4 protein-coding genes are annotated in these 24,945 nt (G+C 73.2%); all 4 read right to left on the bottom strand.

Going from position 1 to position 24,945, the window contains the following annotated elements:
- Positions 1-4: 4 nt before the first annotated feature.
- Entirely contained in the window at positions 5-1,159 is a 1,155-nt protein-coding gene (locus tag C6Y44_RS14070) for an NAD(P)/FAD-dependent oxidoreductase (RefSeq protein ID WP_159418175.1), read from the bottom strand.
- Positions 1,156-1,350 carry a ferredoxin gene (locus C6Y44_RS14065; protein ID WP_120282875.1) on the bottom strand — a complete coding sequence of 65 codons (195 nt, stop codon included), beginning with the start codon at positions 1,348-1,350 and terminating at the stop codon, positions 1,156-1,158. Before C6Y44_RS14065 ends, C6Y44_RS14070 begins: the two co-directional genes overlap by 4 nt.
- Positions 1,347-2,522, bottom strand: coding sequence for a cytochrome P450 (locus C6Y44_RS14060; protein WP_120282873.1), 1,176 nt, complete (start codon positions 2,520-2,522; stop codon positions 1,347-1,349). The genes C6Y44_RS14065 and C6Y44_RS14060 overlap by 4 nt, the downstream gene beginning before the upstream one ends.
- 81 nt (positions 2,523-2,603) lie before the next feature.
- Entirely contained in the window at positions 2,604-24,644 is a 22,041-nt protein-coding gene (locus tag C6Y44_RS14055; protein WP_192378471.1) for a non-ribosomal peptide synthase/polyketide synthase, read from the bottom strand.
- Positions 24,645-24,945 lie beyond the last annotated feature (301 nt).

Genomic DNA, 24,945 nt, shown 5'->3' with positions numbered 1-24,945 from the left:
GAACCTACCGAGCCGCCTTCGCGGGGGTCGGCAGTTCCCCGGTGGCCGCGGCGCGCCGCAGCCGCGGGATGGGGATGCGGTGGTTGATCGCCACCGCCACCCCCGCGCCGTCCGGATGCCGCCAGTGCAGCAACGCCGCGTCGCGCGGATCCTCTCCGGTCAGGACGGTGGGCTCCCCGTCGACGGGCAGGTGCCCGACCGCCTTGAGATGCAGTCCGAACTGCTCGGTCCAGAAATACGGATCGGCATCGAACTCGGGTGCGGCGTCGCCGAGCAGCACGGCCGTTGCGGCGATGCGGGCCTGTTCGATCGCGCTGTTCCACAACGGGATCCGCCGCACCACTCCACGGATCGGTACATGCGCGACGTCGCCGGCGGCGACGATGCCCGGCGCGACCCGTCCACGCGAGTCGGCGACCAACCTGCCGTCGGTGAGCACCCCGGACCCGCGCAGCCACTCGACGTTCGGGATGTCGCCGATCGCGGCGACGACCAACTCCGCGGTGACGCGGCTGCCGTCGTCGAGGGTGATCGTCCCGGCGGCGAAGCCGGTGGCGGTGCCGTAGACGAGTTCGACCCCCGCGGCGGTGGCGGCGGTGGTGAACAGGTCGGACAGATGCGGCCCGAACTGCGGGCGCATCGGGGTGGTGTCGGCGACGACGGTGACCTCGCAGCCGGCCTGCGCCGCGGCGGAGGCGACCTCCATGCCGAGCGGACCGGCACCGACCACCGCCACCGACGGCCGCCCGGCGAGCCGCTCACGCAGGGCGAGGGCGTCGTCGAGGGTGCGCAGCACCAGCGCCTCCCCCAGCGGCCGGGGCCGCGCACCGGTGGCGATGACGAGCCCGTCGAACTCCAGCGCGGTGCCGTCGTCGAGGTGCACGAGCCGTGCGTCCACGTCCAGGCCGGCCGCGGCGACGCCGAGGCGTTCGGTGGCGCCGTGCGCGGGGGCGGCGAGTTCGTGGGAGCCGCCGTCGGTGAGCAGCGCCTTCGACAGCGCGGGCCGCGAGTAGGCGGGGACCGGTTCGTCGCCGACGACGGTCAGCTGCCCGGTGAACCCGGCGCCGCGCAGGCTGTCGCAGGCGGTCTGCCCGGCGATGCCGTTGCCGACCACCACGATCCGCTCCATGACGGTGGGCATGTCGGCTGCGGTGCTCATGTCAGCCTCAGGGCCGCGACGGGGCACACGCGCACGGCGGCGCCGGCCGCGGCGGCCTCGGCGCTGTCCGCGGACACCTCGGTGACATCGAGGATCAGTTCGCCGTCGTCGTCGAGGTGCATCAACTCGGGGGCGGCCTCCTCGCACAGGCCGTGGCCTTCGCAGCGGGGACGGTCGAGGGTGATCTTCATGCGGGCACAACCTCCAGGATCTCGAGGGCGTCGATGGAACGGGTGGTGTTGCTGGGCACCCGGATCGGGTCGGCGGCGACGAAGCGGCGCGCGTGCCGGGCCAGGGCGGCGATGATCGCGTGCGCCTCGAGGCGGGCCAGGCCCTGCCCGGCGCAGCCGTGCGGGCCGTAGCCGAAGGACAGGTGATCGACCGGGTTGCGGGCCACCCGGAAGGCATCCGGGTCGTCGTAGTGCCGCGGGTCGCGGTTGCCGGAGCCGAGCAGCACCGCTGCCTGCGACCCGCCGGGGATCAGGTAGCCGTCGATCTCGACGTCGCGGGTGACCGCGCGGCCCCAGGCGTGCAGCGGCGCCCAGTAGCGCAGCACCTCCGCGAAGGCGGACGGCACCAGCGTCGGATCGGCGCGCACGAGATCGAATTGGTCGGGGAACGCCGCGAACAGCGCGATCAGGTTGCCGATCGAGGCGATGGTGGTGTCCACCCCGGCCCCGAGGTACTGGTGGATGATGTGCCCGGCGCTGCCGGTGGGGATGGCGCCGCGCGCCTCGGCGTCGAAGATGCCGCGCCCGACCGAGCCGGGGGTCAGATCCTCGGCCTGCACCTGCGAGCACCACGCGTAGAGCTCCCCGGCGATGGGGAAGTTCTCGGCGGTGCGCTGGTTCATCGGGCCGAGGACCTCCATGGCGGCCTGCCCCCAGCGCAGCATGTTCGCGCGTACCTCGCCGGTGAAGCCGATGAGGTCGGCGACGACCTCGAGCGGGAAGGCGCGGGCGAGCGCGTCGATCGCCTCGAAGGAGCCCGTGGCGACGAGGTCGGCGACGAGCGTGTCGGCCTTGGTCTCGATGGTGATCTTGAGTCCGCGCAGCGCCCGCGGCGAGAGATTCTCGGTGAGGGTGGCGCGCAGCTCGGTGTGGACGGGCGGGTCCGAGGCCAGGGAGGTGCCCTGGAGGGCGTCGTTGGCGGCGGGGTTGAAGGCGATGGCACGGGAGGAGAACGTCGCGGTGTCCGCGAGGGCGCCGCGGATGACGTCGTAGCGGGTCAGGGCGTAGACGTCGTGGTGCGGCAGGTACACCACGGGTCCGAGTTCGCGCAGTTGCGCGAAGGTCGGGTAGGGGTCGACGAGGACGTCGTCGGCGAACAGGTCGACGTCGGCGGTGGGAGGGCTGCTGGTCATGCCCTCAGTGAATCGCCCCCCCGAAAATTAATCCAACTCATAATGTGCATCTCGGATCATGCATTGCGTGCATGACGTGGGTCAGTTGCGGCGGTTCCCGTTGCGTCCGGCGGCCTGCACTTCGATCCGCCCCCACCGGCGCAGTGTCGCGTCGCTCTCGGTCAGCCGCGCCGACAGCACCGCGATGATCGTCTCCACCGCGCGGGCGCTCACCATCTCGTGGTGGTCGCAGTCGAGCCGGTACTGGTGGATCTCCCCGGCGATCACGTTGTGCCAGGCCGCCACCGCCGGAACCGGGGCCTCCGAGCGGGCCGCGGTGAAGAACAACGCGTCCCCGTCGAAGGTGTCCGGTTCGTGCCGCCGCGCGGCGCGGGCGGTGTCGGTCGAGCCGGCGTGCAACCGTTCGAGGTGGGCGGCGGTCAATCCGGTGCCGCCGCCGAACGCCTCGTCGAGCACCGCGGCGGCGTGCTCGAAGCTCGGCTCACCGTCGTCGACGGGAAGACCGAGATCGCGCAGCATGTCGCGGGTGCCGACGGCCGGGGACGCCCCGACCAGCAGGTGGCTGTCGAGCAGTGCGAGAGTGTCGACGATCTCCCCGGCGCGGCGCAGTTCCACGGCGACGGCGTGCGCGACCACCCCGCCGAGCGACCAGCCCAGCAGGTGATACGGGCCGTGCGGCTGCACCCGGCGGATCTCCCGCACGTAGTGGCGGGCCAGCGCGGTGATGGTGTCGTGCCGCGGACCACCGGACAGCGCCGGCAACTGCAGTCCGTAGACGGGCCGGTCGTCGTCGAGCCGGTGCGCGAGGGTGCTGTACGGCCAGGCCAGTCCCGCGGCGGGATGGATGCAGAACAGTGCGGTGCCGGTGCCGGGGCGCAGCGGCACGAGCACCCCGAACGCCTCGTCGATGTCGCTGCTCGCCTCGGACTCGCCGCTGCTCAGGTGCGCGGCGAGTTCCGCCGGGGTCGGGTGCGTGAAGATCGACGCGATCGGCACCCGCCGCCCGAGTCGTTCCCCGAGTGCCGGCAGCAGCCGGGTGGCCAGCAGCGAGGTGCCCCCGAGATCGAAGAAGTCGTCGTCGACCCCGACCCGGTCGAGACCGAGATGCTCGGCGAACAGGTCGGTGACGAGCGTGTCGAGGTCGGTACTCGGTGCCCGGTAGTCCCCGGCCGGGGCGGTGAAAACGGGGGCGGGCAGCGCGGCGCGGTCGAGTTTGCCGGCCGGGGTGAGCGGGATGTCGTCGAGCACGGTGATCACCGCCGGCACCATGTGCGGCGGAAGATGCTGCGCGACAAAGGTTTTCACCTCGGCGGCGGTGACATCGGCGTCCGGGGCGAGGCGGAGGTAGGACACCGGCACCGCCTGACCGGACGGGGCGGTGTGGCCGAGGGTGTGGGCGAAGACCACCTGCGGGTGCGCGGCCAGTGCCGCGTCGATCTCGCCGAGTTCGACGCGGAAGCCGCGGATCTTGACCTGGAAGTCGGTGCGGCCGACGTAGTCGAGGCGATGATCGGCGGTCCACCGCACCAGATCCCCCGTGCGGTACATCCGCTCCCCCGAACCGGTGGGGTCGGGCACGAACCGGGCGGCGGTCAGCGCGGGCCGGTCGTGGTAGCCGCGGGCCAGACCCGGCCCGGCGACATACAGTTCCCCGGCCACCCCGACGGGCACGGGCTGGAGCCGTCCGTCGAGGACCAGCGCGCGGAAGCCGCGGCTGGGCGTGCCGATGGTGACGGGCTCACCGACGGTGAGCGGGTCACCGAGGGAGGTCATGATCGTCGCCTCGGTGGGACCGTAGGCGTCGATCACCCGCCGCGACGCCGCCCAGCGCGCCACCAGCTCCGGTGGCAATGCCTCGCCGGCGACGAGCAGGGTGTGCAGCTCGGGGACGGTGTCCGGATCCAGCGAGGCCAACGCGGTGGGGGTGATGAAGGCGTGGCTGACCCGCTGCGCACGCAGCACCGCGGCGAGCTCGTCGCCGCCGTAGACCTGCGGCGGCACGACCACCAGCGTCGCCGCCGCGCACAGCGCCATCATCTGCTCGAAGATCGACGCGTCGAAGCTCGGCGACGCCAGATGCGACACCCGGGCCGCGGCGGTGACCTGCAGCCGCTCGCGTTCCTCCCGGGCCAGGGAGGCCAGGCCGCGGTGGGTGACCGCCACGCCCTTGGGGCGGCCGGTGGAGCCGGAGGTGTAGATCAGGTAGGCCGGATGATCCGGGCGCAGCACCGTCGGCCGGTCCGCGTCGTCGACGGGTGCGACCGGCCCTTCGGTCAGGTCGAGGTCGTCGAGGACGAGCCAGTCCACTTCGTCGGGCAGTGCAGCGCGGTGCGCGGCGACGGTGATGCCGATGCGGGCAGCGCTGTCGTCGAGCATGAAGGCGATGCGGTCGGCCGGATAGGTGGGGTCGACCGGCACGAACGCCACGCCGCTGCGCACCGTCGCCCACACCGCGGTGACCGACTCGAGCGAGCGCGGGATCGCCAGGGCGACGACCTGTTCGGGTCCGGCGCCGCGGTCGAGCAGGTGCCGCGCGAGCCGGTGCGCGCGGGCGTCGAGCTCGCGGTAGGTGACCTTTCGGTCGCCGTCGACGACCGCGACGGCATCCGGGGCGGCGGCAACAGCGGTGTCGAGCAGCTGCGGCCACAGCACCGCCGGTTCGGCCTCGGGTCCGATCGCGGGCACCAGGGCGGTGTGTTCGGCGGCGGTGAGCAGGTCGAGATCACCGACGGGGCGGTGCGGGTCGGCGGCGATCGCGTGCAGCAGCCGGCCGAACCGGTCGGCGAAGCCCCGCACCGTCTCGGCGTCGAACAGGTCGGTGGCGTAGACGAAAGCGGCGTCGAGACCACCCTCGGTGTTCTCCCCGACGAGCAGTTCGAGGTCGAAGTTGCACACCGTCGGGTCGAGGGCGACGCCCTGCACGCTCAGGTGCGGCAGCTCCACCGCGGGCAGCTCGGCGGTGTGGAATTCGATCGAGACCTGGAACAGCGGCGAGTGCGCGGTCGAGCGGGCCGGGGCGAGGGCGTCGACGACCCGGTCGAAGGGCAGATCCGCGTGTGCGAAGGCATCGAGGTCGCTGTCGGTGACGGCGGCGAGCAGCTCGGTGAACGACGCGTGTGCGGGCACCGCGGTGCGCAGCACGACGGTGTTGACGAACATGCCCACCAGATCGTCGAGGGCACGGTGCCCGCGACCGGCGACCGGGGAGCCGACGGCGATGTCGTCGCTGCCGGACAGCCGCGCGAGCAGCACCGCGAACGCCGCGTGCACGGTCATGAACACGGTGCTGTGCCGGGCGGCGGCGAGTTGCTGCAGCCGGGCGAGCAGATCGGCGTCGACGGTGAAACGGGTGATGTCGCCGCGGAAGGACTGCTGCGGCGGCCGGGGCCGGTCGGTGGGCAGCGGCAGCACCTCCGGCAGCCCCGCGAGGCGTTGCTGCCAGTAGGTGGTCTGGTCGGCGGCGAGGGTGCCGGGGCCGTCCGGGTCACCGAGCCGGTCGAGCTGCCACAGGGTGTAGTCGGCGTACTGCACCGGCAGCGGCCCGAACGCCGGGGTCTCCCCGCGGCTGCGGGCCGCGTAGGCGATCATCAGGTCGCGGGCGAGCGGACCGGTCGAACCGCCGTCGGCGGCGATGTGATGCACCACCAGCACGGCGAGATGGTCGTCACGGCCGAAGGAGAACACCCGCGCCCGCACCGGGATGTCGACGGTGACGTCGAAGCCGGCGCCGAGGAAATCGGCGATGGCGGTGTGCACGGTGTCCTCCCCGGCGGGCACCACGTCCAGCGGCAGCGGGGCGTCGGCGGCGGCGAGGATCCGCTGGTGCGGTCCGGCCGCCGACGCCGGGTAGACGGTGCGCAGGCTCTCGTGCCGGGCCAGCACATCGTGCAGGGCGGCGCCGAGCGCGGCCGGGGACAGGTGCCCGGACAATCGGATGGCCAGGGGGATGTTGTAGGCGGCGGAGGTCGGGTCGAACTGGTTGATGAACCACAGTCGCTGCTGCGCCGGGGAGAGCGGGATGTGCTCGGGGCGCGGGCCGGCGACCGGGCCGAGGACGGTGCCGGCGGCGGGTTCCTCGCTCTCGGGGGCGGGTCGGTCGGCGAGGTGCGCGGCGAGCGCGGCCACGGTCGGAGCTTCGAACAGTGCGCGCACCGGTACGGGTCGGCCGAGCCGGTCACCGAGGCGGGCGACGGCGCGGGTGGCGAGCAGCGAGTTGCCGCCGAGGTCGAAGAAGTTGTCGTCGACGCCGAGCCGGTCGAGGCCGAGCACGTCGGCGAGTTCGTCGGCGACGAGCGACTCGAGCGGGTCGGTGGGTGCCGGGCGGTCGCCGGCGGTCAGCTCCGGTGCCGGCAGGGCGGCGCGGTCGAGTTTGCCGACCGGGGTCAGCGGGATCTCGTCGAGCACACTGACCACGGTGGGCACCATGTGCGCCGGAAGACGCTCGGCGACATGGGTTTTCACCGCGACCGGGTCGATGTCGGCGCCGGGCGTCGGGTGCAGGTGGGCGACGAGGACCGTCTCCCCGCTCGGCGCGCGGTGCGCGACGGTGGCGGCGAATCCGACGGCCGGGTGGGCGGCGAGCACGGCGTCGATCTCGCCGAGTTCGACGCGGAAGCCGCGGATCTTGATCTGGAAGTCGCTGCGCCCGACATAGTCGATGCGCAGATCCCGCCGGTCGAGGTCACCGACCCAGCGCACCAGATCCCCGGTGCGGTACATGCGTTCGCCGGGGGCGCCGTAGGGGTCGGCGACGAACCGGGCGGCGGTCAGCGCGGGCCGGGCGTGATAGCCGCGGGCCAGGCCCCAGCCGGCCAGATACAGCTCGCCGACGGCGCCGAACGGCACCGGCCGCAGCGCGGTGTCGAGGACGACGGCGTGCACCCCGCGCAGCGGACCACCGAGCGTGAGTGGGTCGTCGACCCCCAGGGGGTCGCTGATCGCGGCCATGATGGTCGTTTCGGTGGGTCCGTAGGCGTCGACGAGACGCCGCCCGCGCGCCCAGGTGGCCTGCAGATCGGCCGGCCACGCCTCCCCCCCGACCGCGAGATCGGTGAAGGCGGTCAGATCCGCCGGATCGAGGGAGGCGAGCGCGGCGGGGGTGATGAACCCGTGGGTGACCCGCTGCTCGCGCAGCAGCGCGCCGAGTTCGGCGCCGCCGACGATGTGCGGGGGCACGACCACCAGCTCGGCGCCGGACCCGAACGCGAGGAGGTATTCGAAGATCGACGCGTCGAAGCTCGGCGACGAGACGTGCATGACCCGCGCGCCGGGACCGGCGTGGAAGCGGCCGCGCTGATCGCGGGCGAAGTTCTCCAGGCTGCGGTGGGTGGTGAGCACACCCTTGGGGCGGCCGGTCGAGCCGGAGGTGTAGATCAGGTAGGCGGGGTGATCGAGCCGCAGCGCGACGGGGCGGTCGGTGTCGTCGATCGTGGCGGTGCTCTCCCCCGCGGCGTCGCGGTCGAGGTCGTCGAGCAGCAGCCACGGCACCGTGTCCGGGAGCTGGTCGCGGTGCGCGGTGGTGGTCAGGCCGACGGTGGCGCCGCAGTCGTCGAGCATGAACGCGACGCGTTCGGTCGGATAGCGCGGGTCGACGGGCACGAACGCCGCGCCGGTCTTGGTGATCGCCCACATCGCGGTCACCGACTCGACGGAGCGGGCGATGCCGACGGCGATGAAGGTTTCCGGGCCGGCGCCGTGGCGCAGCAGCATCCGCGCCAGCCGGGTGGAGCGTTCGTCGAGGTCGCGGTAGGTCAGCACCCGTTCCCCGTCGCGCAGCGCCGGCTGATCCGGGTGTGCGGCGGCGGTCGCGGCCAGCAGGTGCGGCAGGGCGATGTCGCTGCCCCCGGCCGGTCCGTGCACCGGCAGCAGCGCGTCCTGCTCGGCGGTGGTGAGCGCCGGCAGCGTGGTGATCGGGGCGGCCGGGTCGCCGGTCAGGGCGTCGAGCACGGCGGTGATGCGTGCGGCGATCGCGGTGACGGCGTCGCCGTCGAAGACCTCCGGCAGGTACTTCATGCGCAGGTGCACCGCGGTGTCGGTGTGCACGACCACCGACAGGGGGTAGTGCGCGGCGTCGCGGCCGGTGATGTCGGCGACCCGCATGCCACCGAGGTCGGTGTCGCGGTCGAGGCCGGCGCGTTCGACCGGATACGACTCGAAGACGGTGAGGGTGTCGAACCGCACCGCGGCCCCGAGATGCCGGTCGAGGGTGCCCAGGTCGAGATGGTGGTGATCGAGCAGCGCGACCTGTTCGGCCTGCACCCGGTCGACGAGCCCGCCGACGGTGTCGCCGGGCCGCACGGTGATGCGCACCGGGACGGTGTTGATGAACAACCCGACCATCGCCTCGATGCCGGGGATCTGCGGCGGCCGCCCGGAGACGGTCGCGCCGAACACCACGTCGGTGCGGCCGGTGAGCGCGCCGAGCACCACACCCCAGGCGGTCTGCACCAGGGTGTTGACGGTGACGCCGCGGGCGGTGGCGGTGTCGTGCAGCCGCACCGACAGGCCGGTGTCCAGGTCCAGGTCGAGGTCCTCGGAGATCCCGGCGGTGGTGCCGGGCCGGTGCTGCGGGGCGAGCAGGGTCGGCTCGTCCACCCCCGCGAGGGCGCGGCGGTAGGCGTCGAGGGAGGCCTGCGGGTCACGGTCGGCGAGCCAGGTGAGGTAGCTGCCGTAGTGCGGTGCCGGCGGCAGTGCCCGCTGGTCCGCGTCGGTGGCGTAGAGCATCAGCAGTTCCCGGATCAGCACCGGGGTGGACCAGCCGTCGAGCAGCAGATGATGATTCGTCAATGCCAGCAGGTGCCGGCCCGGGCCGGTGTGCACGACGGTCGCGCGCAGCAGCGGCGCGGTCTCGGTGTCGAAGCGGGTGCGCCGATCGAGGGCGAGCAGCTGCGCGGCGGCGTCGTCGGGGTCGGGGTCGTCACTGGTGTCGGCGACGGTGAACGGCACCTCCACGTGGGTGGGGATGACCTGCACGTGCCCGTCCCCGGCGGCGGGGAACGCCGCGCGCAGCGCCGGATGCCGGTCGAGCAGCAGCTGCAGGGAGCGGCGCATCCGGCTCGCGTCGACCTCGCCGCGCAGGTCGAGCACGAGCTGCACGATGTAGGCGTCGGGGCGGTCCCCGGCGAGCAGGGCGTGGAAGAGCAGACCGGTCTGCAGCGGCGCGGTCGGCCACACGGTGTCCAGGCGCCCGTAGCGCTGCTCGAGGCGTTCGATGACGTCCTGGTGCAGTCGCACCAGCGGCAGATCCGAGGGGGTCAGGCCCCCGGCGTGCGGGCTGCGGGTGTGCCGGGTCAGCGCGGTGGCGGCGGTGGCGAAGTGGTGCGCGAGGGCGGTGACGTCGGCGTCGTCGAGCAGCCCGGCCGGATACGACCAGTGCACCTTGAGCACCGGACCGGTGGGGGTGTCGGCGGTGACGGCGTTGATGTCGAGCACCGCGGCGGCGGGCATGTCCGGGCTCTGCGCCCCACCGCGCGGGAAGCCGTCGATGGGCAGCCAGGGGGTGTCGGTGTCGGTGACCCCGGCGGTGGGGCGGCCGAGATAGTTGAAGCTGACCTGCGGGGCCGGCGCGTGCGCCAGGTCGGCGGCGGTGTTGGGGTCGAGATAGCGCAGCAGCCCGAAGCCGGTGCCGTGGTCGGGGACGGCAGCGAGGTGTTCCTTGACGGTCTTGACGGCGCGACCGGCGGCCGGGCCGGCGGCGAGCGCGTCGTCGAGGTCGATGCCGGTCAGGTCCAGGCGCAGCGGGTGGATGGTGGTGAACCAGCCGACGGTGCCGGACAGGTCGGCGCCGGCGGCGGCGGTGCTGTCGCGGCCGTGCCCTTCGAGGTTGAGCAGCAGCGAGGTCGGGTCGTGGCCGCGGTCGCGGCGCCACGCCGCCACCGCCAGGGCGAGCGCGGTGAGCAGCCCGTGGTCGACGGCGCCGTGGAAGGCGGTGGGCACGGCGGTGAGCAGCGCCTCGGTGACCGAGATGGGCAGTTCGGTGGCGACGGTGGTGACGGTGGCGTTGGTGTCGCGCGCCGGATCGAACGTCCGGTGCCCGAGCGGCGGGTTCGGTCCGTCGAGCACTCCGCGCCAGAAGTCGAGTTCGGTACGGCGCTCGGGGGCGGCGTCGCGCAGGGCGTGGGCCCAGCGGCGCACGCTGGTGCCGGTGTGCGGGGGCAGCAGCGCACCGGTGCCGGCGGTGCCGGCGAGGGCAGCACTGCCGGTCGTAGCGGACGCCCACGCGGCGGCCAGGTCGGGGACGAGGATGCGCCAGGACACTCCGTCGACGGCGAGATGGTGGATGACGATGAGCAACCGGCCGGCGCCGCTGGTGGCGTCGAACCACACCAGTTGCACCACCGCCCCGTGGTGCGGGTCGAGGCGGTCGGCGGCGGCGTCGAGTTCGGTGGCGGCCAGGGCGAAGAAGTCGTCGCTGTCGGCGGCGCTGGTGACCGGCACCCGGTGGACGACGGTGTCGATGTCGACGCTGCCCGGGGCGGGTACGTGCAGCACGTGTCCGCCGGGGGCGTCCGGCGCCGGACGCAGTTGCACGCGCAGCATGTCGTGCCGGTCGAGGACGGCGGTGACGATCGCCCGCAGCGTGGTCGCGTCCAGTCCGGTGGGCAGGCGCAGCAGCACCGCCTGCGAGTAGCGGCCGATGCTGCCGCCGCGGTCGAGCATCCAGTGCGCGATCGGCGGTAGCGGCATGTCCCCGACCCCGCCGCCGGGCAGCTCGGCGAGGGTCTCGGCGGGGGTGGTGGTGCCGACGACGGCGGCGAGCGCGGCGGGGGTCTTGTGTTCGAACACCTCGCGGGGGGTCAGGTCCAGGCCGGCGGCCTTGGCGCGGGAGACCAGCTGGATGGACATGATCGAATCGCCGCCGAGGGCGAAGAACGAATCGTCCACCCCCACCGTCGGCAGGCCGAGTACCTGGGCGAACAGTTCCACCAGCACCGTTTCGGGGCCGCGCGCCGGGGCGCGGGAGACGGTGGTGCGGGCGGCGAAGTCGGGGGTGGGCAGCGCGCGTCGGTCGAGTTTGCCGGTCGCGGTGACCGGCAGCGTGTCGAGCACCACCAGGGTGGACGGCAGCATGTACGCGGCGAGTTCCCCGGCGGCGTGGTCGAGCACCACGTCGACGTCGAGATCGTGGCCGGTCTCGGGCACCACGTAGCCGACGAGACGCCCGGTGCCGGCGGCGTCGTCGGTGTGGACGACGACCACGGCGCGGCCGACACCGGGGGCGCGCAGCAGCGCCGCTTCGATCTCGCCGAGTTCGATGCGGAATCCGCGCAGCTGCACCTGGAAGTCGGCGCGGCCGAGATATTCGATCTCGCCGTCGCGGGTGCGGCGCGCCAGGTCCCCGGTGCGGTAGAGCCGGTCGCCGGGGGCGCCGTGCGGGTCGGCGACGAACCGGGTGGCGGTCAGATCCGGGCGGTGCAGATAGCCGCGGGAGAGTTGGGCGCCGGAGACGTACAGTTCGCCGATCACCCCGGTGGGCACCGGATGCAGCCGGTTGTCGAGGATGTGCAGGCGCAGCGACGGAAGTGGTTGGCCGATCAGGCTCGCCGCGGCGGTGGCGGCGAGGTCGCGGGTGATGGTGCGGGCGGTGACGTGCACGGTGGTCTCGGTGATGCCGTACATGTTCACCAGCGTCGGGGCGGTGTCGTCGTGGCGCCGGTACCAGCGGTCGAGCTGCCCGAAGTCGAGGGCTTCCCCGCCGAAGATCACCCGGCGCAGCGCCGGCAGGTCGGTGCCGGCGGCGCGGTCGGCGTCGATGAGCTGGTAGAACGCCGTCGGGGTCTGGTTGAGCACGGTGACGCGTTCGCGGCGCAGCAACGCCAGGAACTCCTGCGGGTTGCGGGCGGTGTGGTAGTCGACGACGACGAGCCGGCCACCGTGGGCGAGCGCGCCCCACAGTTCCCACACCGAGAAGTCGAAGGCGTAGGAGTGGAACAACGTCCACACATCGGAGGCGTCGACACCGAACATCTCGGTGGTGTCGGTGAGCAGGGTGACGACGGTGCGGTGCGGCACCATCACGCCCTTGGGGCGGCCGGTGGACCCGGAGGTGTAGATGACGTACGCCGCCGCATCCGGGTGCACGCGCGGCAATCCGTCACCGCCACCGGGCATCTCGGAAAGTCGGGTGCGCACCGCCGGGTCGTGCAGGTCCACGACCGGTGGGGTGTGCGGGGGCAGGGCGGTGGCGTGTTCGGCGGTGGTGAGCAGGCACACCGGGGCCGCGTCGTCGAACATGTACGCGAGCCGGTCCGGCGGGAACGCCACGTCGATGGGCAGATAGGCGGCGCCGCTGTGCAGCACGGCGAGCAGCGCGACGATCAGGTCGGTGCCGCGCGGCAACGCGACCGCGACGAGCCGGTCCGGTCCGGCGTCGTGCTCGACGAGCAGCCGCGCCAGGCGCTGCACCCGGTCGGTGAGTGCGTCGTAGCGCAGCGACCCGTCGGGGGCGGTGACCGCGATCGCGGCCGGGTCGAGTCCGGCGCCGCGGGCGTACAGATCGAGCAGGGTCTCTGCGGCCGGGCGCAACGGAGCGGGGGCGGTGGGACGTTCGTCCTCGGTGAGCAGATCGACGTCGCCGATGGGGCGGTGCGGGTCGGCGGTGACCGCGTCGAGCAACCGCACCAGCCGCTGCGCGAACGAGGCGACGGTGTCGGGATCGAACAGATCGGTGGCATAGGTGAACGCCGCCGGCATCCCGCCGGTCTCCCCCACCCCGGCCGGGTCGGTGTCCTGCAGGGTCAGTTGCAGGTCGAACTTGGCGACGGGCAGTTCCGGGTCGAGGGCGTCGACCTCGAGTTCGGGCAGCACCAGATGGGCCTGCTCGGTGTTGCCGTATTCGAGGACCACCTGGAACAGCGGGGACCGGTCGGTCTCGCGGGCCGGGGCCAGCACGTCGACGAGGGTCTCGAAGGGCAGCTCGGTGTGCCCGAAGGCGGCGAGGTCGATCTCGCGGGTGCGGTGCAGGTGGTCGGTGAACGACAGGGCCCCGTCGACGGGGGTGCGCAGCACCACGGTGTTGACGAACATGCCGACCAGGTCGTCGAGGGCGCGGTGCCCGCGACCGGCGACCGGGGAGCCGATGACGATGTCGGATGTGCCGGTCAGGCGGGCCAGCAGCGCCGCGAACGCCGCGTGCACGGCCATGAACACGGTGGTGTCGTGCTCGGCGGCCAGCGCCTCGAGGCGCCGCTGCACGTCGGCGGGCACGGTGAAGCGGTGCAGGGCGCCGTGGAAGCTGCGCTGGGTGGGGCGCGGCCGGTCGGTGGGCAACGGCAGCAGTTCGGGGGCGTCGGCGAGGGTGTCGCGCCAGAAGCGCAGCTGCGCGGCGGCGAGGGAGGTCGGGTCGTCCGGGTCGCCGAGCAGCCGGCGCTGCCACAGGGCGTAGTCGGCGTACTGCACCGGCAGCGGTGCCCGGTCCGGGTCCGTCCCGCCGGTGCGGGCGGTGTAGGCGAGCATCAGGTCGCGGGCCAGCGGCGCCATCGACGAGCCGTCCGCGGCGATGTGATGCACCACCACCGCCAGGACATGGGCGTGCTCGTCCAGGCGCCACAGCCGCAGCCGCACCGGCACGGCCGCGGCCACGTCGAAACCGGCACCGATGAACTCGCCGAGTTCGGTGGGCAGTTCCTCGGCGGTGACCGGCCGGGCGGTCAGCGCGCCGAGCACCCGGTCGGTGTCGACGACGACCTGGCGGGGACCCTGGTCGTCGCCGGGATACCAGGTGCGCAGGCTCTCGTGCCGGTCGAGCACGTCGCGCACCGCCGCGGTGAGCGCCGCGACGTCGAGGCGGCCGGACAGGCGGATCGCCAGGGGAATGTTGTAGGCGGCGGAGGTGGTGTCGAACTGGTTGACGAACCACATGCGTTGCTGCGCCGGCGACAGCGGTAACCGTTCGGGCCGCTCGGCGGCGACCAGCGGCACCCGCCCGTGCCCGCCGTGATCGTCGAGGATCCGTGCGGCGAGCGCCCGCACCGTGGGGGCCTCGAACAGGGCGCGGACCCCGGCGTCGGTGCCGAGCGCGGCGTTGAGGCGGGCGACGACGCGGGTGGCGATCAGGGAGTTGCCGCCGAGATCGAAGAAGTTGTCGTCGACGGAGACCTGCGGGTGCCCGAGGACCTCGGCGACGATCTCGGCGACGGTGGCCTCGAGATCGGTGCTCGGGGCGCGGTAGTCGCCGCCGAGCCGGGTCAGGTCCGGCACCGGCAGGGCACGGCGGTCGAGTTTGCCGACCGGGGTCAGCGGCAGCTCGTCGAGCACCACCACCGCGGCGGGCACCATGTGGCCGGGCAGCCGCGCCGCGGCCCAGGCGCGCAGCGCCCGCGGATCGATCTCCCCGGCGGTGGTGTCGGTGGTATCGGGCAGCACGTAGGACACGAGCACGGTGTCGCCGCTGGGTGCGGTGTGCCCGATGGTGTGGGCGAAGGCGATCGCGTCGTGGGCGGTGAGGGCGGCGTCGATCTCGCCGAGTTCGATGCGGAAGCCGCGCACCTTGACCTGGAAGTCGGAGCGGCCGAGATATTCGACGGTGCCGTCGTGCCGCCACCGCACCACATCACCGGTGCGGTACATGCGTTCGCCGGGGGCGCCGTAGGGGTCGGCGACGAACCGGACGGCGGTCAGGTCGGGGCGGCGATGGTAGCCGCGGGCCACGCCCGGCCCGGCGATGTACAGCTCGCCGGCCACCCCGACGGGGACGGGCCGCAGCCGGTCGTCGAGGACGGTCTGGTGGAAACCGACGGCGGGGCCGCCGATGGTGACGGTGTGCCCGGGCCGCAGCTGCGGGCTGACGCTGGTCTCGATGGTGGCCTCGGACGGACCGTAGCCGTTGAACATGCGCCGTCCCGGCGCCCAGCGCGCCACCAGTTCCGGTGGGCAGGCCTCACCGGCGACGACGAGCACCTCGAGGTCGTCGAGTCCGGTGGGGTCGAGGGACGCCAGCGCGGTGGGGGTGATGAAGGCGTGGGTGACCTTCTCCTCGCGCAGCAGCCGGGCGAGTTCGTCGCCGCCGTAGACGTCCGGCGGCACGATCACCAGGGTGGCGCCGGCGCAGAACGCCTTGGTGAACTCGAAGATCGACGCGTCGAAGCTCGGCGACGCCAGGTGCGAGACGCGGGCCCGGTGGGTGATGGTGAAGTGGCTGCGCACCTCGGCGTTGAGGTTGGTCATGCCGCGGTGGGTGACCACCACGCCCTTGGGGCGGCCGGTGGAACCGGAGGTGTAGATCAGGTAGGCCGGGTGATCGAAGTGCAGCGCGGCGGTGCGGTCGGCGTCGGTGATCGGCGCGTCGCTCGTCGCGGCGATCCGGGCGGCGACGGCGTCGTCGTCGAGCACCAGCCACGGCACCTGCACGGGCAGCGCGTCGCGGTGCGCCGCGGTGGTGATGCCGAGGACGGCGGCGCTGTCGGTGAGCATGTAACTCACCCGCTCCGGCGGGTAGGCGGGGTCGACGGGCACGAACGCCGCGCCGGTCTTGGTGACCGCCCACACCACCGCGACCGATTCGACCGAGCGGGTCGACGCCAGCGCGACCACGGTTTCCGGGCCGATCCGGTGCTCGTCGACGAGCAGCCGCGCCACGCGGGTGGACCAGGCGTCGAGTTCGGCGTAGGTGACCTGCCGGTCGGCGAAGCGCAGGGCGACCGCGTCGGGCAGGATCGCGGCGATCGAGGTGAGCAGTTCCGGCCACAGTTGCGGGGAGACCGGCGGCAGGCCCCGCGCCGGGGTCAGATCGGCCAGTTCCCGGTCGGTGACGATGTCGATGCTGCCGACCGCGATGTCGGGGACGGCGGTGACCGCCTCGACGATGCGCACGAACCGGTCGGCGAACGAGGCGACGGTGGCGGGATCGAACAGGTCGGTGGCGTAGGTGAACGACGCGCGGATACCGGCGGGGCCGTCCGCGTCGGTGGTCTCGGCGATCGACAACTGCAGGTCGAACAGCGCCAGCATCGGATCGAGATCGAGGACCCGCACCGACAGATCGGGTAGTTCGATCTCGGGGCGTTCGGTGTCCTGGAATTCGAGCAGCACCTGGAACAGCGGGGTGTAGGCGGTCGAGCGGGGCGGGTCGAGGACCTCCACGAGCCGCTCGAACGGCACCTCGGTGTGCCCGAAGGCGGTCAGGTCGCCGGTGCGGATGCGGTCGAGCAGCGCGGTGAACGGCTCGTCGTCGTCGACCCGGGCGCGCAGCACCACGGTGTTGACGAACATGCCGACCAGGTCGTCGAGGGCGCGGTGACCGCGACCGGCGACGGGGGTGCCGACGACGATGTCGTCGCTGCCCGACAGGCGGGCCAGCAGCACCGTCAGTGCGGCATGCACCAGCATGAACACCGACGCGTCGTGGGCGCGGGCGATGTCGAGCAGCCGGCGGTGCGCGGCGGCGTCGAGGGTGAACGGGATGCAGGCGCCGCGCCGCGACGGCTGCACCGGGCGGGGCCGGTCCAGCGGCAGTTCGAGCAGTTCCGGGGCGCCGGCGAGCGCTGCGCGCCAGAACCGGAGCTGTTCGGCAGCCAGCGAGGTCGGGTCGGTGTCGTCGCCGAGCACCCGGTGCTGCCACAGGGTGTAGTCGACGTACTGCACCGGCAGCGGCGTCCACTGCGGGCCCTGCCCGGCGTGGCGGGCGCTGTAGGCGGCGATGACGTCGCGGGCCAGCGGCCCCATGGAGAAACCGTCGGCGGCGATGTGGTGGGCGACGAGCACGAGCACGTGCTCGTCCTCGGCCAGGGCGAGCACCCGGATGCGGATGGGGATCTCGGTGGCCACATCGAATCCGGCCGCGAGGATCGGGGTGAGCTCGCTGTCGAGGTCGGTGCCGTCGTCGACGGTGAGCACCGCCAGATCCGGCACGGCGGCGCCGGCGGGCACCACCACCTGCACGGGCCCGTCATCGGTGAGCGGATAGCGGGTGCGCAGCGATTCGTGCCGGGCGACGACGTCGCCGATGGCGTGCTGCAGCGCCGCCTGATCGAGCCGGCCGGTCAGGCGCAGGGCGACGGCGATGTTGTAGGCCGGGGAGGTGGTGTCGAACTGGTTGATGAACCACATCCGCTGCTGCGCCGGGGACAGCGGGACCGGGTCGGGGCGCGGCCCGCACACCGGGGCGCCGCGCCCGGCGCCGGTGCGGTCGGGCTGGTCGAGGTGCGCGGCGAGATCGGCGACGACCGGATGGTCGAAGATCTCCCGGATGCCGAGCTCACCGCCGGTGTCCGCGGCGAGCCGGGCGGCGGCGCGCATCGCGAGCAGGGAGGTGCCCCCGAGGTCGAGGAAGTGATCGTCGGCGCCGACCCGGCCGACGCCGAGCAGGTCGGCGAAGACGGTGGCGACGAGCTGTTCGGTGGGGGTGCGCGGCGCCCGATAGCCACCGGCGGCGGTCGGGGCCGGCGGGGCGGGCAGCGCAGTGCGGTCGAGTTTGCCGTTGGGGCCGACCGGCAGCGCGTCGAGGACGACGAGGGCGGCGGGCACCATGTAGTCCGGCAGCTGCGCGGCCAGATCGGCGGTGACCGCGGCGGTGTCGATGCTGCGCCCCGGGGTGGGCACGAGATAGCCGGTGAGCCGGTCGTCGGCGCCGTGGTGGACGAGCACCACCGCCTGCCCGATCTCGTCGCGGGCGCGCAGCACCTGCTCGATCTCGCCGAGCTCGATGCGCAGACCACGGATCTTGACCTGGAAGTCGGTGCGCCCCAGGTACATCAGGGCACCGTCGGCGCGGCGGGTGGCCAGATCCCCGGTGCGGTACATCCGCTCCCCCGGCGCCCCGAACGGGTCGGCGACGAACCGGTCGGCGCTCAGGCCCGGGCGGTCGAGATAGCCGCGGGCGAGCTGGATGCCGGCCAGATACAGCTCGCCGGCGGCGCCGGCGGGCACCGGATGCAGCCGCGCGTCGAGCACGTAGGTGCGGGTGTTCCACACCGGCAGCCCGATCGGCACCGACCCGTGGTCGGTGCCGGTGGTGGTCCAGGCGGTGACGTCCACCGCGGCCTCGGTGGGCCCGTACAGATTGTGCAGGGCGGTGTGCGGCAGCGCCTCCCGCAGCGCGGCGGCGGTCTCGGCGGGCAGCGCCTCCCCCGACGCGAACACGTGCCGCAACGCGAGCGGATCCCGGTCCCGGCCATGCAGGGCGTCGACGAACACCGCGAGCATCGACGGCACGAAATGCGCCACGGTGACCTGCTCCTCGGCGAACAGCCGCAGCAGATAACCGGGATCGCGGTGCCCGCCGGGGGCGGCGACGGCGAGGCGCGCCCCGACCTGCAGCGGCCAGAAGAATTCCCACACCGACACGTCGAAGGTGGCGGGGGTCTTCTGCACCACCGTGTCCTCGGCGGTCAGCGGATAGGTGTGCTGCATCCAGCGCAACCGGTTGACGATCGCCGCGTGCGGCACCGCCACGCCCTTGGGGCGGCCGGTGGAGCCGGAGGTGAAGATCACGTAGGCGAGATGCGCGCCGGTCGGCTCCGGCCGCTCCGCCGCCGTGAGGGCAGCCGGAGATTCGTCGTCGAGGTCGAGCCGGTCGATGCGCAGCACCTCGGCGCCGGTGTCCGGCAGGGCGTCGGCGACGTCACTGGTGGTGAGCACCGCGATCGGGGCGGCGGTGTCGAGGACGTAGCGCAGCCGCTCGGCGGGATGGTCCGGGTCGAGCGGCAGATAGGCGGCGCCGCTCTTGACGATCGCGTACATGCCGACGAGCAGATCCAGCGACCGTGGTGCGGCGAGGGCGATCACCCGGTCCGGTCCGGCGCCGGCGCGCAGCAGCCGCCGCGCGAGCCGGTTGGTGACCGCGTCGAATTCGGCGTAGCCGAGGGTGCGGCCGTCGACGGTGACGGCCGGGGCGTGCGGGGTCGCGGCGACCTGCGCGGCGAACAGTGCCCCGAGGGTGGTGGCGGGACCGGCGTCGGCGGCGGTGGCGTTCCACGTGTCGAGCACGGTGCGGCGTTCGTCGGCGGTGAGCAGATCGACGTCGCCGACCGGCACCGCCGGATCGGCGGTGACCGTCTCGAGCAGCCGCACGAGGCGCTGCCCGATCGCGGCGGCGGTGGCGGGGTCGAACAGGTCGGTGGCGTAGGACAACGCGCCGCGCAGCGCGTGGGTGCGGCCGTCGCCGTCGGCGACCGCACCGAGCTGCAGGTGCAGATCGAACTTGGTGGTGTGCGTGTCGATCTCGGCGATGTCGACGTCCAGGCCGGGCAGCGTCAGGTGCGCGCCGGTGGTGTCGGCGAAGGCGAGCATCACCTGGAACAGCGGCGAATAGGCCGCCGAGCGGGCCGGCACCACGGCGTCGACGAGCCGGTCGAACGGCAGGTCGGTGTGTGCGAAGGCCGCCAGGTCGGTGTCGCGCACCGCGGTGAGGAACTCGGCGAAGGACAGTTCGGCGGGCACCGCGGTGCGCAGCGCGACGGTGTTGACGAACATGCCGACCAGGTCGTCGAGGTGGCGGTGGCTGCGCCCGGCGACGGGGGTGCCGACGACGATGTCGTCGCCGCCGGACAGCCGGGCCAGCAGCACCGCCAGGGCGGCGTGCACGACCATGAACTCGGTGGCGGTGTGGGCGTGGGCGAGCTGCCGGATCCGCCCGTACAGCTCCGGGGCGATCTCGACGTCGACGCTCGCGCCGCGGAAGGACTGCTGCGGCGGGCGCGGCCGGTCGGTGGGCAACGCCAGCAGATCGGGGGCGGCGGTGAGGATCTCGTGCCAGTACTCGAGTTGCCGGGCGGCGCGGGAGGCCGGGTCGTCGACGTCGCCGAGCAGATCCGCGAACCACAGGGTGTAGTCGGCGTACTGCAGCGGCAGCGGCGCCCAGTCCGGGGCGGTGCCGGCGGCGCGGGTGGCGTAGGCGGTGACCAGATCCCGCGACAGCGGCGCCAGCGATGCCCCGTCGGCGGCGATGTGGTGCACCACCACGGCGAGCACGTGCTCGTCGTCGGCGACACGGAACAGTCGCATCCGCAGCGGCGGGTCGACGGTGACATCGAAACCGGCCGCGACCACCGCCGCGACGTCCGCGTCGAGATCGTCGGTGGCCGTGGGGGTCAGGTCCACGGCGAGCGCGTCGACGGGCAGCACCTGCTGGATCGGCCCGGCCGGGGTGGCCGGGTAGACGGTGCGCAGTGCCTCGTGCCGGTCGAGCACATCGCGGGTCGCGGCGACCAGCGCCGCCTGGTCGAGGGCGCCGCGCAGTCGCAGCGCGACCGGGATGTTGTAGGCGGCCGAGGACGGGTCGAGCTGGTCGACGAACCACAGGCGTTGCTGGGCGGCGGAGACCGGGATGCGGTCCGGGCGCGGCAGCACCGGCGCCGGGGCGGGCCGGTCGACGTCGTCACCGGCGGGCAGGTTCGCCGCGAGCGCCCGCACGGTGGGGGCCTCGAACAGCGACCGCACCCCCAGATCGGTGCCGAAGGCGTCGTTGATGCGCGAGATCACCCGGGTGGCGACCAGCGAGTTGCCGCCGAGCTCGAAGAAGCTGTCGTCGGCGCCGACCTCGGCGACACCGAGCTGGTCGGCGAAGATCGCGGCCAGCGCGGTCTCGGTGGGCGACATCGTCGCCGCCCCGCCGGCGCCGGTGAAGACCGGTTCGGGTAGTGCCTTGCGGTCGAGTTTGCCGACGGCGGTCAGCGGGATCTCGTCGAGCACCATGATCGCGGCGGGCACCATGTGGGAGGGCAGCCGCGCCGCCAGCGCCGCGGCCAGCTGCTCCGGGTCGAGGGTGCAGCCGGCGTCGGGCAGCACATAGGAGACGAGCATCTGCTCCCCGGAGGGTGCGGCGCGGCCGAGGGTGACGGCGAAGGCGACGTCCGGGCGGTCGCTCAGCGCGGCGTCGATCTCGCCGAGTTCGATGCGGAAGCCGCGGATCTTGACCTGGAAGTCGGAGCGGCCGAGATATTCGACGGTCACCGAACGGGCGGGATGGCGCGGGTCGCGGATACGCCAGCGGGTGACATCGCCGGTGCGGTACATGCGCGAGCCGGGCGGGCCGAAGGGGTCGGCGACGAAGCGGGTCGCGGTCAGGCCGGGCCGGTCGTGATAGCCGCGGGTGACGCCGGGGCCGGCGATGTACAGCTCCCCGGCGACCCCGGCCGGCACCGGGTGCAGCCGACCGTCGAGGATCAGCTCGTCGATGCCGCACACCGGATGGCCGATGGTGACGGTCTCCCCCGGCACCAGCATGTCGGTGATGTTGCAGACGATGGTGGTCTCGGTGGGACCGTACGCGTTGTACATCCGCCGCCCCGGTGCCCAGCGCGCCACCAGTTCCGGCGGGCACGCCTCACCCGCGACGGTGACCGCCTCGCACTCGACGCCGGTCGGGTCCACCGACGCCAGCGCGGCCGGGGTGGAGAACAGGTGGGTGACCCGTTCGCGGCGCAGCAGCGCGGACAGTTCGTCGCCGCCGTAGATGTGGGCGGGCACCACCACCAGGGTCGCGCCGATGCCGAAGGCGGTCATGTACTCGAAGATCGACGCGTCGAAGCTCGGCGAGGAGAAATGCGAGACCCGCGCCGCCGGGGGCGGGGCCAGGCGGGTGTGCAGGGTCGCCGACAGGTTCGCCAGGCCGCGGTGCGGCACCACCACGCCCTTGGGGCGGCCGGTGGAGCCGGAGGTGTAGATCAGGTAGGCGGGATGGTCGAACAGCAGCGTGCCCGGCCGGTCGTCGTCGGTGACCGGCTCATCACCGGCCTGCGCGATCCGTGCGTCGAGATCCGGATCGTCGAGGACGAGCCAGGGCACCGTGCCGGGCAGCTCGTCGCGGTGCGCGGCGGTGGTCAGGCCCAGGATCGCCCCGGAGTCGGTGAGCATGTACTCGATGCGTTCGGCCGGATATTTCGGGTCGACGGGCACGAAGGCGGCCCCGGACTTGGCGACCGCCCAGATCACCGCCACCGATTCGAGGGAGCGGGCGATGCCGACGGCGACGAAGGTCTCCGGTCCGGCCCCGGCGTCGATGAGGACGCGGGCGAGCCGGTTGGACCAGGTGTCGAGTTCGCCGTAGGTCATGCGCCGGTCCTCGCATACCACCGCCTCGGTGTCCGGCACGACCGCGGCGACCGCGCACAGGATCTCCGGCAGGGTCTGCGCGGAGCGCGCCGGGTCGCCGTGCGCCGGGACCAGCCCGGTGACCTCGTCGCCGCCGACGAACGGCAGATCCCCCGTGGGCAGGTGCGGGTCGGTGAGCGCCGCGGTCAGGGCGCGGCCGAGTCGCCGGCCGGTGGTGGTGGCGGTGTGCGCGTCCACCTGCTCGGGCCGGTAGCCGGTGCGGATCTGCAAGGTGGTGCCGGTCGTGTCGATCGCCACGCGCAGCACCGCCTCCGCAGGGGCGGGGGTCGGGTCGTCGAGGGCGAGCACCACCGGGCATGCGGGCCCGAGGTCGGCGAGCACGGCCGGGTCGACATCGGTGTGGGCGGACAGGTCCGCGTCGAGGGTGCGCACGCGCCGCACCAACTCGGCGAAGGGTTCGGCCGGGTCCACGACGACGCGCAGCGGCAGCACCCGCCCGTCGCGGGCCACCCCGACGAGGACGTCGTCGTGGCCGGTCAGCCGGGCGGTGAGCGCCGCCGTGGCGGCGTGCAGCACCGCGGCGACGGTGGTGTCCGGGGCGCCCCCCTCGGTGGTGGCGAAGCGCGCGGCGAGCGCCGCGGCGGTGACCGCCAGGCGGTCCTGGGCGTCGATGGGCGTGTCGTCGGTGGGTTCGGTGACCGGGCGGGGCAGTTCGAGTCGTTCGGGGGCGTCGGCGAGGCGTTCGCGCCAGAAACCGGCGGCGGCCGCGGCGCGGCGGCGCTGCTCGCCGAGGGTCACGCTGGCCGGATGGATCGCGGCGACCGCGCGGTCGGGGGCGCTGCGCAGGAAGTCGTCGAGCAGTTCGACGAACCGGTCGTGGTGGGTGCGCAGTTCGTCCTCGTCGTAGCGGTGGGGGTTGCCGCGGAAGTCGAGGAAGGTCCGGGCCGGGTCGCCGCTCTGATAGATGTTGACCAACAGGTCCTCGACGGGACCGGAGGTCATGATGTGGAATTCGCCGCGGATGGCGCCGAGCACGATCTCCTGCCGGAACAGCATGACGTTGACCATCGGCCCGGCATAGCGATACGGATCGCCGGCCGCGCCGGTCTCGCGGCGGATGTCCTCGAGGCTGAACCGCTGGTGCCGCAGCGCCCCGGTGAGTTCGAGCTGCACCCGCCGCACCAGATCGGTGCGGGTGTCGCCCGGTTCGAGGAAGATGTGCAGCGGCGCGGTGTTGACGAGCATGCCGCCGGAGCGGCGGGCCATCGCGGTGGTGCGGGCGAAGACCGGCAGGTTGATCATCACGTCGTCGCGGCCGGTCATCCGCGCCAGATAGCACGCGAATGCCGCGATCACCGCCGCCGTCGACGACAGTCCCGGCTCGTCGTCCACTGCGGTCAGCGCGTCGACGAGCTCGTCGGGGAGGGTGTGGCTCGACAGCAGCGACACCGCCGCGGTGGGGGCGTCGCGTTGCGCGAGGGTCGAGCCGTCCTCGAGTCCGGCGACCCGCTCGATCCAGTAGTCGCGGTCGGTGCGGTAGCGCTCGGAGGTGCGGTAGTCGCGGTCCCAGTCGTACAGGGCGCGCAGGTCGGCGGCCTTGGACGGCTCCGCCTCGCGGCCTTCGATCGCCGCGGTGTACAGCGCGGCGATGCGGTTGACCATGGTCATCGCCGCGAATCCGTCGAGGGCGACGTGGTGGATGCGGGCGTACCAGAGGAACCGGTCGTCGGCGACCTGCAGGATCGTCATGTTCACCAGCAGGTCGTGCGCCAGATCCACCGGGGTGGCGTAGTCGGCGGTCATCCACTCGTGCGCCGCCGCCATCGGATCGGGTGCGCCGCGGAAGTCGAGCAGCCGGATCTCGTTGCGGTCCTCGACGGTGGGGTCGACGTACTGGACGGGTTCGCCGTCGACGTCGACGACCCGCAGATAGGCGGACTGGAACTCGGCGCCGGCGCGATATCCGCAGCGACGCAGCAGATCCAGGTCCGGGGTGCCGCGCAGATCCACATACTGCGCGATGCACACGGGTACCTCGGGTGCGAGCTGCTGCGCGAACCAGATGGCCCGTTGCGCGGACGACAACGGGAAAGCGCCGGCCGGTATCTGCGGACGACGGTGTCGCAGCGACATGTCCCCTCCGAAAGCGATGTTGTTGGCCGTGATCGGCGTGTGTCCCCCGACATCGCGTGCAGGGGCCGACCCCGGTGCCGCTGGGCGTGCGGCGCCGCGATCGGACCCCCGTTCGATCGTGTGATCCCGTGTGACCGGGACCACACAACAAGCTAGACCACCTGTGCGACCGGTACGACCGGATTGCGGCGACGACCGCACCACCACCGGCCGATGCGCTCCGGAGGTCGTGCCCGTGCCGCGGCAGGACCGGTGCGGCACCGCGGGTGACCTCGGAAATCGTTCCCCCGCAGGGGATCAG

The sequence above is a fragment of the Rhodococcus rhodochrous genome, assembly GCF_014854695.1.
Taxonomy (GTDB): domain Bacteria; phylum Actinomycetota; class Actinomycetes; order Mycobacteriales; family Mycobacteriaceae; genus Rhodococcus.
The sequence above is the reverse complement of the archived record's forward strand: the minus strand, read 5'-3'. Positions and strand labels throughout refer to the sequence as shown.

Bases quoted from the DNA above. Each gene is read 5' to 3' on its own strand.
- C6Y44_RS14070 (WP_159418175.1), bottom strand. From the start codon at position 1,159: ATGAGCACCGCAGCCGACATGCCCACCGTCATGGAGCGGATCGTGGTG.
- C6Y44_RS14065 (WP_120282875.1), bottom strand. From the start codon at position 1,350: ATGAAGATCACCCTCGACCGTCCCCGCTGCGAAGGCCACGGCCTGTGC.
- C6Y44_RS14060 (WP_120282873.1), bottom strand. From the start codon at position 2,522: ATGACCAGCAGCCCTCCCACCGCCGACGTCGACCTGTTCGCCGACGAC.
- C6Y44_RS14055 (WP_192378471.1), bottom strand. From the start codon at position 24,644: ATGTCGCTGCGACACCGTCGTCCGCAGATACCGGCCGGCGCTTTCCCG.